This is a genomic window from Mycobacterium shunyiense (assembly GCF_058270075.1).
In genome coordinates this window covers 803068-818839 of the sequence record NZ_JBZDPU010000040.1, presented here as the reverse complement: position 1 = coordinate 818839, position 15772 = coordinate 803068, and the positions used below count along the sequence as shown (strand labels likewise).

Annotated in this window: 15 protein-coding genes; 7 read left to right on the top strand and 8 right to left on the bottom strand. The window is 67.1% G+C overall.

Going from position 1 to position 15772, the window contains the following annotated elements; all coding sequences use genetic code 11:
• The first annotated feature begins 89 nt into the window (after nt 1–89).
• Nucleotides 90–1037, top strand: coding sequence for an SGNH/GDSL hydrolase family protein (locus AC4ELH_RS34560; RefSeq protein ID WP_448442248.1), 948 nt, complete (start codon nt 90–92; stop codon nt 1035–1037).
• 43 nt (nt 1038–1080) lie between these two features.
• Nucleotides 1081–2298, top strand: coding sequence for an acetyl-CoA C-acetyltransferase (locus AC4ELH_RS34555; RefSeq protein ID WP_448442246.1), 1218 nt, complete (start codon nt 1081–1083; stop codon nt 2296–2298).
• 51 nt (nt 2299–2349) lie between these two features.
• Here AC4ELH_RS34555 and AC4ELH_RS34550 read toward each other — a convergent pair whose 3' ends face one another.
• Both AC4ELH_RS34550 and AC4ELH_RS34545 read right to left on the bottom strand, forming a co-directional pair.
• Nucleotides 2350–3207: a DUF559 domain-containing protein gene (locus AC4ELH_RS34550; RefSeq protein WP_498889373.1), complete on the bottom strand. Its 858-nt coding sequence runs from the start codon at nt 3205–3207 to the stop codon at nt 2350–2352.
• A gap of 320 nt (nt 3208–3527) precedes the next feature.
• Nucleotides 3528–4376, bottom strand: coding sequence for a Bax inhibitor-1/YccA family protein (locus AC4ELH_RS34545; RefSeq protein ID WP_064887567.1), 849 nt, complete (start codon nt 4374–4376; stop codon nt 3528–3530).
• Nucleotides 4377–4551: 175 nt separating this feature from the next.
• On the opposite strand from AC4ELH_RS34545, the gene AC4ELH_RS34540 reads away from it, so the two are divergent.
• From AC4ELH_RS34540 to AC4ELH_RS34530, 3 genes are read left to right on the top strand one after another with little or no spacing between them, the layout of a single operon-like run.
• Nucleotides 4552–5625 (top strand): enoyl-CoA hydratase/isomerase family protein, encoded by a 1074-nt coding sequence (locus AC4ELH_RS34540; protein ID WP_498889371.1) that lies wholly within the window; start codon nt 4552–4554, stop codon nt 5623–5625.
• Nucleotides 5622–6398 carry an enoyl-CoA hydratase gene (locus AC4ELH_RS34535; protein ID WP_448442240.1) on the top strand — a complete coding sequence of 259 codons (777 nt, stop codon included), beginning with the start codon at nt 5622–5624 and terminating at the stop codon, nt 6396–6398. The genes AC4ELH_RS34540 and AC4ELH_RS34535 overlap by 4 nt, the downstream gene beginning before the upstream one ends.
• A 9-nt stretch (nt 6399–6407) precedes the next feature.
• Entirely contained in the window at nt 6408–8108 is a 1701-nt protein-coding gene (locus AC4ELH_RS34530; RefSeq protein WP_498889369.1) for an alpha/beta hydrolase, read from the top strand.
• A gap of 11 nt (nt 8109–8119) precedes the next feature.
• Here AC4ELH_RS34530 and AC4ELH_RS34525 read toward each other — a convergent pair whose 3' ends face one another.
• Together AC4ELH_RS34525 and AC4ELH_RS34520 are read right to left on the bottom strand one after the other, a co-directional pair.
• Complete coding sequence (locus tag AC4ELH_RS34525; RefSeq protein ID WP_498889367.1) at nt 8120–8488, bottom strand: rhodanese-like domain-containing protein; 369 nt, start codon at nt 8486–8488, stop codon at nt 8120–8122.
• 5 nt (nt 8489–8493) lie between these two features.
• Nucleotides 8494–9009: a cysteine dioxygenase gene (locus AC4ELH_RS34520; RefSeq protein ID WP_064887557.1), complete on the bottom strand. Its 516-nt coding sequence runs from the start codon at nt 9007–9009 to the stop codon at nt 8494–8496.
• Between the two features lie 118 nt (nt 9010–9127).
• Here AC4ELH_RS34520 and lpqV point away from each other — a divergent pair, with 118 nt between their 5' ends.
• Nucleotides 9128–9586: a lipoprotein LpqV gene (gene lpqV, locus AC4ELH_RS34515; RefSeq protein WP_448442233.1), complete on the top strand. Its 459-nt coding sequence runs from the start codon at nt 9128–9130 to the stop codon at nt 9584–9586.
• Between the two features lie 6 nt (nt 9587–9592).
• Here lpqV and AC4ELH_RS34510 read toward each other — a convergent pair whose 3' ends face one another.
• Nucleotides 9593–11299 carry a SulP family inorganic anion transporter gene (locus AC4ELH_RS34510; RefSeq protein ID WP_498889364.1) on the bottom strand — a complete coding sequence of 569 codons (1707 nt, stop codon included), beginning with the start codon at nt 11297–11299 and terminating at the stop codon, nt 9593–9595.
• Between the two features lie 56 nt (nt 11300–11355).
• Nucleotides 11356–12645 (bottom strand): Glu/Leu/Phe/Val family dehydrogenase, encoded by a 1290-nt coding sequence (locus AC4ELH_RS34505; protein ID WP_448442229.1) that lies wholly within the window; start codon nt 12643–12645, stop codon nt 11356–11358.
• A gap of 307 nt (nt 12646–12952) precedes the next feature.
• Here AC4ELH_RS34505 and AC4ELH_RS34500 point away from each other — a divergent pair, with 307 nt between their 5' ends.
• The gene (locus AC4ELH_RS34500; RefSeq protein WP_064887550.1) at nt 12953–13969 is read left to right on the top strand and encodes a patatin-like phospholipase family protein; all 1017 of its coding nucleotides are present in this window, start codon (nt 12953–12955) and stop codon (nt 13967–13969) included.
• Here the strand turns inward: AC4ELH_RS34500 and AC4ELH_RS34495 are convergent, their stop codons facing one another.
• A complete protein-coding gene (locus tag AC4ELH_RS34495; RefSeq protein WP_448442227.1) occupies nt 13970–14827 on the bottom strand; it encodes a patatin-like phospholipase family protein in 858 nt (285 codons plus the stop codon).
• Between the two features lie 35 nt (nt 14828–14862).
• Nucleotides 14863–15717 carry a class II glutamine amidotransferase gene (locus AC4ELH_RS34490; RefSeq protein WP_463794823.1) on the bottom strand — a complete coding sequence of 285 codons (855 nt, stop codon included), beginning with the start codon at nt 15715–15717 and terminating at the stop codon, nt 14863–14865.
• Between the last annotated feature and the right edge of the window lie 55 nt (nt 15718–15772).

Here is a 15772-nt window from a genome sequence, read left to right as displayed (position 1 = left end):
ACTGTGATCGGCACGCTGCGCCGCCACGCGGACAACCTGTCTCATCCGCCTAAACTGATCTGGTGGGTCCAAGCCGAAGTGCTCCTCACGTGCGCGTCCCGCGCCGGTCGACCATCGCCCTTGCCGCTGCGGCGACGCTGGCTTCTACGGGATCGGCCTATATCGGAGCCCGCAACCTGTTGAGCGGGCAGGCCAACCAGGCGCGTCAGGTCATCCCCAAGTCCTGGGACATCCCTCCCCGCGCGGACGGCGTGTATCTGCCCGGCGGCGGGCCCGTCGAGAAATGGGAACGCGGAGTCCCCTTCGACCTGCATCTGATGATCTTCGGCGACTCCACCGCCACCGGATACGGCTGCCGGGTGCCCGACGAAGTGCCCGGGGTGCTGATCGCCCGCGGCGTGGCGGAGCAATTCGACAAGCGGATTCGCTTGAGCACCAAGGCAATCGTCGGCGCCACCTCGAAGGGGCTGTCCGGTCAGATCGACGCCATGTTCGTCGCGGGCCCACCGCCGGATGCCGCCGTGATCATGATCGGCGCCAACGACATCACCAAACCCAACGGCATCGGTCCGTCGGCCCGCCGGGTCGGCGACGCGGTGCGCCGGCTACGCGCGGCAGGTGCCGTCGTCGTGGTCGGCACCTGCCCCGACTTCGGGGTGATCAGCGCGATCCCCCAGCCACTGCGCGCGTTCGCCCGCCGTCAAGGCCTGCGACTGGCCCGCGCCCAGGCCGCTGCGGTACGCGCCGCCGGCGGCGTTCCGGTGCCGTTCTCGGATCTGCTGGCTCCGGAGTTTTACAAGGCCCCTGACCTGCTGTTCTCCGAGGACATGTTCCATCCGTCGGCAGCCGGGTACGCACTGGCCGCCAAGCAGTTGCTGCCGGCGGTGTGCACTGCTCTCGGCGACTGGGACGGCGACGAGGCGCTGGAATCGGGAGCCGCCGACACGAGGACACTGTTGACCCGCCTGGGCGGTGTCAGCAGGCTTTGGCGCCGCTCAACCGGGGTGCCCGCACCCATCGTGGTGCACGCGGGCTAGTTTCAACTGAGTTTTCTAAGCCATTCGATCAGCAGGAGCCGTCATGCCTGAAGCCGTCATCGTTGCCACCGCCCGCTCGCCTATCGGCCGCGCCGTCAAGGGGTCGCTGGCCACCATGCGCCCCGACGACCTCGCCGCGCAGATGGTGAAGGCCGTTCTGGACAAGGTGCCCTCGCTGGATCCCCGCGACATCGACGACCTGATGATGGGCTGCGCCCAGCCCGCCGGTGAGGCCGGCTACAACATCGCCCGCGCCGTGGCCGTCGAGCTCGGCTACGACTTCCTACCCGGCACCACCGTCAACCGGTACTGCTCGTCGTCGCTGCAGACCACCCGGATGGCCTTCCACGCCATCAAGGCCGGCGAGGGTGACGTGTTCATCTCCGCCGGTGTCGAGACGGTGTCGCGCTTCGGCGTCGGTGCCGCCGACGGCGCCCCGAACTCGAAGAACGCGCTGTTCGAAGAGGCCCAGGCCCGTACGCTCACGCAGGCCGAGGGCGACATCAAGTGGCATGACCCGCGCGAAGACGGCCTGATCCCGGACGTCTACATCGCCATGGGCCAGACCGCCGAGAACGTCGCCACCTTCACCGGCATCAGCCGTGAGGACCAGGATCACTGGGGCGTGCGTTCGCAGAACCGCGCGGAGGAGGCCATCAAGAGCGGGTTCTTCGAGCGCGAGATCGTTCCCGTCACGCTGCCCGACGGCACCGTGGTTTCCACCGATGACGGCCCGCGCGCCGGCACCACCTACGAGAAGATCAGCCAGCTCAAGCCGGTGTTCCGGCCCAACGGCACCATCACCGCGGGCAATGCGTGTCCGCTGAACGACGGCGCGGCCGCGGTCGTCATCATGAGCGACACCAAGGCCAAGCAACTGGGCCTGACCCCGCTGGCCCGCATCGTCTCCACCGGGGTGTCCGGCCTGTCGCCGGAGATCATGGGCCTGGGCCCGATCGAGGCCATCAAGAAGGCGCTGGCCAAGGCCGGCAAGAAGATCTCGGACATCGACCTGGTCGAGATCAACGAGGCGTTCGCCGTGCAGGTGCTCGGTTCGGCTCGTGAGCTCGGCATCGACGAGGACAAGCTGAACGTCTCGGGCGGCGCGATCGCGCTGGGCCACCCGTTCGGCATGACCGGTGCCCGCATCACCGCCACGCTGCTGAACAACCTGTCGACCCACGACAAGACCTTCGGCATCGAGTCCATGTGTGTCGGTGGCGGCCAGGGTATGGCGATGGTCGTGGAGCGTCTCTCCTAGTTCAGCTTTGGCTCTGCGCTGAGGGCGCAAAAGTGCGAGTAGCTCGCGCCCTCACCGCAGAGCCAATGGCGGCGCAACCTGATCCCATGCACGGCGCAGCCGCCACATGATTTCCGGCCGACGATGGCCCGCCGCCACTCGGATCGTGGTCCAGCCGGCCTGGCTGATGTACTCGTGACGGACGATGTCGTAGCCGAGCGCATCGGCATGCTGGATCCCGTCGTACTCCAACGCGAGCATGTGCTCCTCCCAGCCCATGTCGAGGTAGTAGCGCGGTCGGCCATTCTGACCGAGCACCGGAATCTGCGTCTGCGGCCGCGGATATCCCTCGTTGATGATCATCAACCGAAGCCAGGTTTCCTGCGGCGACTGTGCCCCTGGGTCGTAGAGGTCCAGGGCCGTCTCGAGCTGACGTAGACCACGTACATGGGCATGACAATCCGCCAGCGCCAACACATCAGCTGCTTTCAGCCCCGTCGCATTGCCCAGCGCGTCGAGCCGAGCCACCGCCTCCCTCAGGGTTCCGCGCCGGCCTATGTCGAAGGCCGTCCGCTCCGGCGTGGTCACGTTCAGCCCGTCGCGCCGTTGCGACTCCCCCGGTAGCAGCAGGTCAGCACGGGTGATCACCCGTTTCGGCGCCCGCGCGTTCGCCCAGATCAACTCGACGGGAATGTCGTCATCGATCCACTTGGCCCTATGCCAGGCGGATGCCGTAAGCCCCGCGACCACCGCTTCTCGATGTGACCACAACCATGCTGCCTGCGTTCGGCGCCGCAGATTCGGAGCAATCCGTTTGTCCAGGTACACATTTGGCATCAGCGGCCGGTAGTAGCGGCGCAATTCATGGCGGTTCAGTGCGCCACCTGCCAGAGCCTCGCTGCCGATGAAGGGATCGCTGCCGATATCCATGGCGCCAGGCTGGTTTGAGCTGCCGACACCCGCCTCAGCCCAGGCCACGCGATGGCCTGACCTTGTGCATGAAGCTCGCTGTGGGGATAACCCGCGCTGGTTGACCCAGTGCTGGTTCACTCTGCGCCCACGGCGCAAAAGTGCGAGTAGCGAACGCCCTCAGCGCAGAGTCAAGCCCGCCACGACCAGGCACACAATTCACTCTGCATCCACGGCGCAAAAGTGCGAGAAGCCAACGCCCTCAGCGCAGACCCAACCTGACCACAGCACAAAAGAAAAAGGCGCCCGCAATCGCGGACGCCTTTCTCGGGGCAGGGTTGCTAGTCGTTGTTGAAGTACGACAGCAACCGGAGGATCTCGATGTACAGCCAGACCAGGGTGACGGTCAAGCCCAGGGCGATGCCCCATGCGGCCTTCTCCGGAGCACCGGCGCGGATCATCTGGTCAGCAGCGTCGAAGTCGATCAGGAAGCTGAACGCCGCCAGGGCGATCACGAACAGCGAGAACGCGATGGACAGGCCGCCGCCGGAACGCAGGCCCAGGCCTTCGCCGCCGCCCACACCGAACATCGCGAGTACGAAGTTCACCAGAATCAGCGCAAGGACACCGAACATCGCGGCGACGATCATCCGGGTGAACTTGGGCGTCACGCGGATGGCGCCGGTCTTGTAGACCACGAGCATGCCGATGAACACACCGATCGAGGCCACCACGGCCTGGAAGATCATGCTCGGTCCACCGCTGGACACCAGGTTGGCGAACAGGAACGACGCCGCGCCGAGGAACAGACCCTCCAGCGCCGCGTAGGTCAGCACGATGGCCGGGTTGTCCTGCTTACGACCGAAGGTGGCGATGAGCACCATCACCAGACCGCCGAGGCCGCCGATCAGGGTGAACGGCATCATCAGGGCCGTGTTTCCGGCCACTAGGAAGTAGGACACGACCGCGACGGCCGACACGACGGCCAGCGTGATGCCGGTCTTGGTGACGACGTCATCGATGGTCAGCGGACGGGAAACGCCGGTCTGCGGCTGTTCCAGGTACTCCTGCGCGTAGGGCTGCGCATGCACCTGCTGTGCACCGAAGCCGCTGGCTCCGGTACCGAATTGTGCGTATCCGCCCTGCGTCTTGGGCAGGCTGCGGAATACCGGGTTGCTGGTTTCGCGCACCGTCGGGTCCTCTCTGATGAGATGTGTTCGAGTACGAACTAGTAGCTCAACGATCAATGTTCCGGGCGGGTTCCCGTGGAGGCGAAATGACTCCCAGGAAACTGACAGGTTTGATCTTGGGGCAAACCCTACCCGTAGCGCACCACAACTGGGGGACCGAACTAGATTGCATCTCGTGACAGAAAACGAGGACGTCCTAGTAAGTGTCCGCAACGGCGTCGGGATCCTCACGCTGAACCGGCCCAAGGCGATCAACTCGCTCAACGATGCGATGGTCGCGGGCATCTCCGAAGCGCTGCATGCGTGGGAGAACGACGATGCGGTTCACACAGTTCTGCTGACCGGCGCCGGCGAACGCGGCCTGTGCGCAGGCGGTGACGTGGTGGCGCTCTATCACAGCGCCCGTGAGGGCGGCGAGGCCGCGCGACAGTTCTGGTACGACGAATACCTGCTCAACGCCTATATCGGCCGTTACCCGAAGCCGTATGTGGCGGTGATGGACGGCATCGTCATGGGCGGTGGCGTCGGCGTCGCATCCCACGGCAACATCCGCGTCGCGACTGACACCACGAAGATGGCGATGCCCGAGGTCGGCATCGGCTTCATCCCTGATGTGGGCGGGACCTATCTGCTCTCGCGCGCCCCGGGCGCCCTCGGGCTGCACGCCGCGCTCACCGGGTCCCCGTTCTCCGGGGCCGACGCGATCGCCATGGGCTTCGCCGATCACTATGTGCCGCACGACCAGGTCGCCGAGTTCACCGCGGCCGTGGTCAGCGACGGCGTGGAGAAGGCCCTCGCGGCCTACGCCGTCGAACCGCCCGCCAGCCCGCTGGTCGAGCAGCGCGGCTGGATCGACGAGTGCTACGCCGGCGACACCGTGGCCGACATCCTCACCGCGCTGCGCGGCCACAGCGCAGGGCCGGCCGGCCACATTGGCGGCACCGCCGCCGAAGATGCCGCCAACCTCATCGAGACCCGCTCCCCCGTTTCCCTGGCCGTCACGCTGGAAGCGGTGCGCCGGGCCGCCAAGCTGGAGACACTGGAGGACGTGCTGCAGCAGGAGTACCGGACCTCGTGCGCGTCGGTGAAATCGCATGACTTCGTCGAGGGCATCCGCGCTCAGCTCGTCGACAAGGACCGCAACCCGCAATGGTCCCCCGCCTCGATCGCAGCGGTCACCACCGCCGACGTCGAAGCGTATTTCGTTCCGGCCGACCCCGATCTGACCTTCCAGGAGGACAACCAATGAGTGAGTTCGAGACGATCCTGGTGACCCGTACCGACCGGGTCGCCACCATCACGCTGAACCGGCCGAAGGCGCTCAACGCGCTCAACACCGAGGTGATGACCGAAGTGACCACGGCCGCAGCCGAACTCGACCGCGACCCCAGTGTCGGCGCCATCATCGTCACCGGCAACGAGAAGGCGTTCGCCGCCGGCGCGGACATCAAGGAGATGGCCGAGCTGTCGTTCGCCGACGTGTATTCGGCCGACTTCTTCGAGCTCTGGTCGAAGTTCGCAGCCACCCGCACCCCGACGATCGCCGCGGTCGCCGGTTACGCACTCGGCGGCGGCTGCGAGCTGGCGATGATGTGCGACATCCTGATCGCCGCGGATTCGGCGAAGTTCGGTCAGCCCGAGATCAAGCTGGGTGTGCTGCCGGGCATGGGTGGCAGCCAGCGGCTGACGCGGGCGATCGGCAAGGCCAAGGCGATGGACCTGATCCTGACCGGCCGGACCATCGACGCCGTCGAGGCCGAGCGGGCCGGCCTGGTTTCCCGCCTGGTGCCGGCGGACTCGCTGATCGACGAGGCCCTGGCCGTGGCCGCGACCATCGCCGGGATGTCCCTGTCGGCCTCCCGGATGGCCAAGGAAGCGGTCAACCGCGCCTTCGAGGTGAGCCTGGCCGAGGGTCTGCTCTACGAGCGCAGGCTGTTCCACTCGGCGTTCGCCACCGCAGACCAGAAGGAAGGCATGGCAGCGTTCTCGGAGAAGCGCGCCGCCAACTTCACCCATCGCTAAGGTCGACGGGTGACCGAGACCGCCGAACCCGAGGCCGACGCACCCGAAGTCCAGTCAGGTGAGGCAGACAAACCTGTCTGGTGGGCGCGTCATTACACGTTCTTCGGGACGGCGGTCGGTCTGGTCTTCGTCTGGTTCTCGCTGACTCCGTCGCTGCTGCCCCGTGGCCCGCTGTTCCAGGGTCTGGTCAGCGGCGCGGCCGGCGCCACCGGTTATGGGCTGGGCGTGTTCGGGGTGTGGCTGGTCCGCTACATGCGTTCGGCGGAAACCAGCCCGCGGGCACCGAAGTGGGCATGGTTGTCCCTGCTGACCGTCGGCATCGTCGGCCAGATCCTGATGATCGTCTACTTCCACGTCTGGCAGGACGAGATCCGCGACTTCATGGGGGTGCCCCGGCTGACATTCTGGGATCACCCGCTGACCGCGGTGCTGTCGCTCGTGGTCCTGTTCGCGTTCGTCGAGATCGGACAGTTGATCCGTAAGCTGGTGCGGTTCCTGGATCTCAAGCTGGATCGCTTTCTGCCGCCACGAGTTTCGGCCGTTGTCGTGGTGGCGTTGCTGCTGGCGTTGAGCATCGCGCTGCTGAACGGTGTCGTGGTCCGGGTGGCGATGGACACCATCAACCGGACCTTCGCGGCGGTCAACGACGAGAGCGATCCTGACTTCGCCGCCCCGATGTCGCCCCTGCGCTCAGGCGGCCCGCAGTCATTGGCCGATTGGGAGTCGCTCGGCCATCAGGGGCGGGTGTTTGTCTCGGCAGGCCCTACGGTGCAACAACTTTCGCGGTTCACCGGCAAGCCCGCGATCGAACCCATCCGCGCCTATGCGGGTCTGCATTCCGCTGACGGCATCAAGGCCACCGCGGCCCTGGCGGCCCGAGAGTTGCAGCGCACCGGCGGCCTGGACCGGGCGGTGGTCGCCGTGGCGACCACGACGGGCACCGGCTGGATCAACGAGGCCGAGGCCTCTGCCCTGGAGTACATGTACAACGGCAACACCGCGATCGTGTCGATGCAGTACTCGTTCCTGCCGAGTTGGTTGTCGTTCCTGGTCGACCAGGAGAACGCACGGCAGGCCGGGCAGGCGTTGTTCGAGGCGGTCGACGCCCTGGTTCGGGCGATGCCCGAGAACAAGCGCCCCAAGCTGGTGGTGTTCGGGGAGAGCCTCGGATCGTTCGGCGGTGAGGCACCGTTCCTGTCGCTGAACAATCTCGTCGCCCGGACCGACGGCGCGCTGTTCTCCGGCCCGACGTTCAAGAACACGATCTGGACGACGCTGACCCGCGACCGCGACGCCGGTTCGCCGGAGTGGTTGCCGATCTATGACAACGGCGAGAACGCCCGGTTCGTTGCGAAGGCCGAGAATCTGAACCGGCCCGATGCGCCGTGGGGTCACCCGCGCGCGGTGTACCTGCAACACGCGTCCGACCCGATCTCGTGGTGGACGCCCGACCTGCTGTTCGCCAAGCCGGACTGGCTGCGTGAGCCCCGTGGGTACGACGTGTCCCGCCGGATGGAATGGATTCCGGTGGTGACGTTCCTTCAGGTCTCGGCGGACATGGCAGTGGCCGTCGACGTTCCCGACGGCCACGGGCACGTATACGTCCAGAATGTGGCCGACGCCTGGGCGGCGATCCTGCAGCCGCCGGGGTGGACACCGGAGATGACCGCGAAACTGCGGCCCATGCTGAGCAGCAACGAGAACGCCTGAGCGCCAGGCGTTTACACCTGGCCGGCCGCGACCAACGCGTGATAGCCGCCGACGACGTCGGTCGAACGATGCAGTCCGAGGTCGACGAGCGCGGCCGCGGCCAGGCTTGACGTATAGCCCTCCGAGCACAGGATCACCCAGTAGACGTCGTCGTCGACGGCCTCCGGTATCCGCGCGTGACTGGTCGGGTCGCAGCGCCACTCGAGCACGTTGCGTTCGATGATCAGCGCCCCGGGTACCGACCCCTCGGCGGCACGCTGGGCGGCCGGACGGATGTCGACCAGGACGGCGCCGGCGTCGAGCGCCTCGGAAAGGTCGGCAGCGGGCAGCCGGTGCAGCCGGGTACGGGCCTGCTCCAGCACGGTGTCGATACGGCTCATGGCATTCACTCCGGCGCGTCGGTGAGCTCGGTACGGTTGCGACGCAACGTGTTCTGCGGCGTCACCTCGTAGTAGGACATCGCCGTCAGCGGCGGCGAGTAGGCGTGCACACTCAGCGTCGGTCCGGAAATCGCCGCCGGTGCATGCACCACGTCATGCACCCACCCCAGCGGGAACGCCGCCTGATCGCCGGCGGTGAGACGACGCCTCCGGAGCAGCTCACCATCCCAACGGGTTTCGCGCAGCGCACCGGACACCACGGTCAGCGCCCCCAGCGAGCCGCCGTGGTCGTGCATTTCGGTCGATTTGTCAGGCACCCAGCTGATCAGCCAGACCTCGACTTCGTCGTCACCCGACAAGCGGGTGTACCAGCGGTCGTCCTTCGGCAGCCCGCGCAGCAACCGGTCGTAGCGGCCGGACAGCACATCGTCGGCAGCGCGGTCGGTGGTGTGCAGCAGGTCGGGCAATCGCAGCCGGGTGGGCGCCGAGACGGCAGGAACGGGCGCGAGCGTGGACAGCATCAGAGAAACTCCAAGAATGACGGCGGAACAGGGCAGACAGGCGCGCTAGCGAGCCCGACAACACTCCTGGAATCCGGTCCCTTCCGTCATGGCCGCCAGTGTTGCATAGATTGGCGGGATGCGCCGTTACACGTGGACCACCCGCTTGACCGCCGGAACCGTCGCAGCCGCCGGTCTGAGCCTGCTCATCGGATGCTCGACACAGGCCGACAAGGATCAGTCCGGGGAGTCGGCGGCACCGTCGTCGCAAGCCACCGCAACCACCGAGGCAGCGGCCCCGACGGTCAAGCCCGGCGAGATCGCGACGTCCCCCGGCGGGGTCACGACGGCGGTCGGCGCCGACGCCCAGTCCACCGAAGAGGAGTATTTCCAGGCCTGTCACGCCGCCAAGATCTGGATGGAGGGCAAGGGCGGGGACCTCAAGGCACAGATCGAGCCCTACCTGGCGAGCCTGCAGGCTCCGGGAGCCGCACCTGGTCCGGGCACCTACAACGTGGCGTGGCCTGAGCTGGAGCCGGGCCGTCAGGCCGCGGTGATCGTCGCGGCGCAGGCGGCGGCCGACGAGCTCTGCAGCTAGGCATCGTCAGTTCGAATCACGCTGCGGTAAATCCCCCTGACTACCCTGGGCAGCCACCCAGGCGCGGCCGCGCTCGACGGCGGTGTCGAGCGCACCGAAGATCCGGTCGTCGGCCGGGACGATGCCGTCATCGCCCAGCAGGTCGTCGAGTCCCCCGCGCCGCAGCACCTCGGCAGTGCCGGGGTTGACCCCGGAGATGATGAGCTTGCCGTTGTTGGCCGTCAGCTGGCCGGCCCAGCGCCGCAAGGCTTTGATCGTCACCGACGACGGCACGTCGGGCAGCGCCCGCAGGCTGAGCACCACGACGGCATTGGTGGTGCCTTCGGCGCGCGGCCAGGTTTCGTCGATGCGGGCCACTTCGGCGAAGAGCCCGACCCCGGCGTAGTGCAGCACGGTGACGTCGTTGCTCGCGCACTGCTCGGGTACGGGTGACTGCTGCCAGCCGCCGTCCGGGTCCGGAGTCAGTGCCATCAGCTGCGCGGTCTCGGCCGCCTTGGCGCAGTAGAGCACCAACGAGGTGATCACGCCGATCAGGATCGCGGTGTGCAGCGGCAGCTGGGTGGTGGCCGCGAACGTCACCAGCATCGCCACCGCCGACAACGGGGCGACCCGCAGCACCAGCTTGATGTCGGGCAGCCGGCCGACCACCAGTTCGGCGCCGATCACCAGGATCAGCCCGCCGATCACCGGCATCGGGATGATCTCGGCGGCCGACCCCGCGACCAGCACCAGCACGGCCAGCCACAGCCCGGCGAAGATGCCGGCCCACCGGGTCTGGGCCCCCGCCGAGGTCGCCACCCCGGTCCGCGACAGTGAGCCGCCGGCAGGCAGCGCGCCGAACAGCCCGCCGGCCACATTGGCCGCGCCCTGGGCCAGGAAATCCCCGTTCATGTTGGTGCGGCTGCCATCCGGGTTCGGCACCGCCGCCGAGATTCCGGCGGCCTGGGCCAGCGCGACGAGTGCCACGGCCACGCCGCCGACGATCAGTTCGGGCATGGCGGCGAAGTTCGGAACGGTCACGGGCGGAAGCGCATTCGCGATCGATGCGATGTCGCCGACGGTTTCGACGTCGATGTGCGCAACGGCCACCACCGCGGTCACCACCACGAGCGCGAGCAACGTCGCGAAGGATTCGAGCGGCTTGATGAAGTGGAACACCGCCCATACCGCCACGGTGCCCAGCGCTACGCCAACGGCCGCAGGGTGCCACAGCCCGATGTGCGCGAGCGAGTCGATGAACTTGCCGATGGTGTTGCCGCTGTCGGGTTTGTACCCCGTGGCGTCGCCGAGGACGCCGGCGATGATCTGCAGGGCAATGCCGGTGGAGAAGCCTGTCATCACCGCGTTGGAGACGAAGTTCATGATCGAGCCGAACCGTAGGAGACCGAACAGCAGCATCACGACACCGACCACGAGGGCCAGTGCGGCGACATTCGCCGGGTCTGTCGGGTCGAGGCCGGCTTCCTTGAGCACACTGCGCGACGTCAGGGCGATCGCACTGGTCAACGTCGTCACCATCAGCACCGTGCGGGCGAACAGTGATCCGATGATGCCGGGCATGACACCGGCATAGATGCCGGTGACCGGGTTGAAACCGCCGATGCTGGCGTAGGCCATGCCTTCCGGAATGGAGAACAGACCTGTTACCAGGCCCGCGATAACGTCACGAGGCTTGGGACGGCCCAGTTTTCGCGCGAATGTTGGCGCAGCCACGGGTCAACCCTGCCACGGATGCATTCCGCGTGGCGGGAGGTCTGGCCGAATCGGCGCTACGGGTAGAGCCCGCGCAGTTGTCCGGCCTGGGCAACACGTTCGACCGCCAGGCAGGTCGCGGCGGCTCGAAGTGGTAGGCGCAGTTTCTCGGCGTGGACGCTGACGTGCTCCCAGGCGGTCAGCATGCGTTCGGCCAGTCGGGCCTCGACTTCGTCGGCGCCCCACCAATAGGCCTGATTGGCTTGCACCCACTCGAAATACGACACGATGACGCCGCCGGCATTGGCCAGGATATCGGGAACCACCAGTGTTCCAGCCTCATCGAGTAGCCGGTCGGCCTCCGGCGTCGTGGGACCGTTGGCGCCTTCGACGACGATCGAGGCCTTGATCTGCGCTGCATTACCCGCATGGATGACCCCTTCGACCGCAGCCGGAACCAACAGGTCGACGTCGGCGCCGAGCAGATCCTCGTTGGTGGTCGCGTCGGCGTCCGCAAAACCGATCACCGAACCGGTCGCGTCGACATGGCTGGCCAGCGAGGCGATGTCGAGGCCGGAATCTGCTCTGATGGCGCCGTACTGGTCGGATACGGCGACCACGCGCATGCCCGCATCCGCCAGAAAGCGTGCTGCGTGCCGGCCAACCTTCCCGAAGCCCTGCACCGCCGCGGTGGCACCGTCGGCGCGGATGCCTCGAGACCGCAGGGCGGCCAGCGCGACATGAACGACCCCGCGCGACGTCGCCGTGGCGCGGCCCAGAGAACCGCCGAGGCTCACCGGTTTTCCGGTGCTGACACCGAGAACAGTGTGCCCCTTCTGGACGGAATAGGTATCCATCATCCAGGCCATGGTCTGCTCGTCGGTGCCGACATCGGGTGCGGGGATGTCATGGTCCGGCCCGATCAGCGGACTGATCTCACTGGTGTAGCGACGGGTGACCCGCTCCAGTTCCGAGCGGCTGTACTGACGCGGATCGATGCGGATGCCGCCTTTCGCGCCGCCATAGGGCACGTCGAGCAGCGCACACTTCCACGTCATCCACATCGCCAGGGCACGGACTTCGTCGAGTGTCACGTCGGGGGAATAGCGCAATCCGCCTTTCGCCGGACCGCGAGAGACGTTGTGTTGCACCCGATGTCCGATGAGGAGCTCCATCTCACCGGAGTCCCGATGCAGCGGTACGGCCACGGTGAGCTCACGTCGCGGGTTGGCCAGCAGCTCGTACGTGCCGTCGTCGTAGCCGAGGATCGTGACAGCGTCGTGCAACTGAGCACGCGCGTCGTCGAACGGATTTCCCGGGGTGGCCAGCTGGGCGGGGTCGGCCGCAGTGTGTTCGATCGTGGTCACGCCTTCTCCTGTTGTCGGTTGACCTGATGCCAGAACGGTAGGCATCCGGGGCCTGGCCCAGCAGTGCCGATCTGCACATCTTCAAAATGACTGACTGTGCAACCATGCCAGCCCACGAATATGGCCACCCTGCCCGCTCAGCGGCACAGGACAGGCCGAAATATCCTCGTACTGATGTTAATTGGCATCGCCTGCGTACGGCGCAGCCAGAACTCGTCTCAAACCATGTTCTAAGACTTTCGGTAGCGGCGCCGCGGATCCGGGTCGAGGTGGTGACCATCCCCCTCAGGTGCTTCAGAATGGTCATATGCGTGTTGCTCTGGCCCTCGGCAGTGGTGGTGCCCGTGGCTACGCGCACATCGGAGTGATCAACGAGCTCTGCGATCGTGGTTACGAGGTCATCGGGGTGTCCGGATCATCGATGGGCGCGCTGGTCGGCGGCCTGCACGCGGCGGGAAAGCTCGACGATTTCTCCGACTGGGCACGGACTTTGACCCAGCGGGCGGTGTTGCGGCTGCTGGACCCGTCGATCACCGCGTCCGGCATCCTGCGTGCCGAGAAGATCCTCGACGCGGTCCGCGACATCCTCGGCGAGGCCACCATCGAGGATCTGCCGATCCCCTACACCGCGGTTGCCACCGATCTCATCGCGGGCAAGTCGGTGTGGCTGCAACGCGGCCCGGTGGATTCGGCGATCCGGGCATCGATCGCCATCCCCGGCGTGATCGCGCCGCACGTCCTCAACGGTCGTCTGCTCGGGGATGGCGGCATCCTCGACCCTCTTCCGATGGCGCCGATCGCCGCGGTCAACGCCGACCTGACGATCGCGGTCAGCCTGTCCGGTGGCGACCCGGGCACCGCCGCGGCCACCCCCGATGACCCGGAGCGACGTCCCACCGCCGAGTGGCTCAACCGCATGATGCGCAGCACTTCAGCTGTGCTGGATACTGCCTCGGTGCGGTCGGTGTTGGACCGGCCGACCGCCCGCGCGGTGCTGAGCCGTTTCGGGGCCTCGCTTCCACCCGAGGACGGTGTTGAGTCCGATGAGGCGGCCGATGCTGTCGAACCTGTCGCCGCCGAAGACACCAGCGCCCCTGTCGAAGCCCCCGATCCGGTCGAGGTTCCGCGTCTCGGCAGCTTCGAGGTGCTGAACCGTGCCGTCGACATCGCCCAGGCCGCGCTGGCCCGGCACACGTTGGCGGCCTATCCGCCCGACCTGCTCATCGAGGTGCCGCGCACGGTGTGCCGCAGCCTGGAGTTCCACCGCGCCGCAGAGGTCATCGATGTCGGCCGCGAGTTGACCGCGCGCGCACTCGACGGCTGATCAGCCCGCGAGGAACTTCGCGACCTCGGCCGCCAGACGCCGTCCCTGTGCCCGTCCGGCCTGTGCTGAGGGCACCCGGCAGGCGGGGTCGAGCGGGTTCTCCCCGAAGGCGGCCAGGGACTCGTCGTCGGCGAAGATCCCGAGCGATCGTCCGGCGAAAAGGTCGATCTCCTGCGCGGCGCCGGTCCCGAATGGCGACGGTGTCGAGCGGCCCTGCGGCACCAGGGCCACCACGGTGTCGCAGTCGGCGGCCAGCACCATGTTGACCGCACTGCCGATGCCGCCGTCCATGAACCGGCGGCCGGCTATCGTCACGATCGGCCACACCGCGGGCACCGCGCAACTGGCCTCCACCGCGTCGACCAGCGACACTCCCGAGTCCCGGTCCAGCGTCACCAGTTCGCCGGTATCGATGTCGACGGCCGAGATCCGCAGCACCCGAGAGGGCCAGTCATGCGACGGGAGGCGCGCTTCGATGACCTTGCGCCGCACGGCCGGATCGACCGTCGCGGCGCTCAGTGCAACGGCACCGATCTGCTGCAGCTTCTGCGCCTTGGTGGTGTTGGGTGTCAGCACGGCCTTGACGAACAGGTCGGTGACGGTGTCGATACTCACGCCGGGATCGAGTTCGGCCGATTCCGCGCCGATCTGGCGCTCGAACAGCTCCTCCAGAGGCAGCCCGCTGCTGATCTGCGCGGACACCGTCGAACCCGCCGACGTTCCGACCAGCACATCGGCGGCCAGCAATGCATCGGCTGTTTCGGGGGATTCGTCGGCGATGCCCTGCAGGATGCCGGTTTCCCAGGCGATGCCTGCGATACCGCCACCGGCGAGGACCAGTGCGCGTTTGGAAGTCACGACAGTCGAGTGTGCCAGGGCTCCTCGAGGGGCAGCTACGCGTGCTGCGACGCGGCCGCCTTCTCGGACAGGTCGTCGCGGTGCAGCACGTAACGCGGCGGGTCCGGAAATGCCGGCTGCCGGTCGATCCGCAGGTCCGCGTCGACATGAACCAACTCGCCGGGGGCGATGAGCTGCCAGTCCTCACCGTCCATCGGTTCGCTGGCGAACACCACCGATGGCTGGGAGGTCAGGTGCTCGGATTCGGCACGGATCCGAGCGCTGCGCAGGCGGAGACGGCGCTGTGCCGGGTTTCTGCGGTCGAGCACGTACAGGTCGTGGGTATCGGGGTAGCGCAGGGCCCACATGTCGGTTGCCGTGCTGAGCAGGAGGTTGACGGCGTAGATCGGCACGTTGTCGGCCAGCCAGCCGATGGCCTCGACGACGCCCGCGCCGACGTCACCGTCGTTCGCCCGGACGGCTGCGGTGATGAGCGCGAAGACGCGTTCGGAGTCGGTCTGGCCTTTGACCAGGTCTGCGGCTCCCAGTTCTTTCAGCCGCTCATCGAGGGCCGGCAATCCTTCGACGACGCCGTTGTGCGCGAAGATCCGGCCATCCTGGAGGAAGGGATGGGTGTTCGCAACGTCGAGCGCCCCGGTCGACGCGTAACGGACGTGCGCGATGAACGTCGTAGCGGTGACATCGTGCGCCTCCGTGGCGAATTCGGAATCCTGCCAGGCCGCGACGGGCTCCTTGTGCAAGACTCCGACGCCGTCGGCCCCGAATACGCCCAGGCCGGTACCGTCGGGGTTGTGCCTGCTCTGCTCGGCAAGGTTGTCGGGCGCGTCCAGTAGCCAGAAGGTCGCCGGCACGAGCCGGCGCCCGGCGTGCAGACCGAACAATCGGCACATGCCCTCAGCCCACCCGATGAAGTGCCATGATTTCCGATAGTAGCCGGGTAGAAGA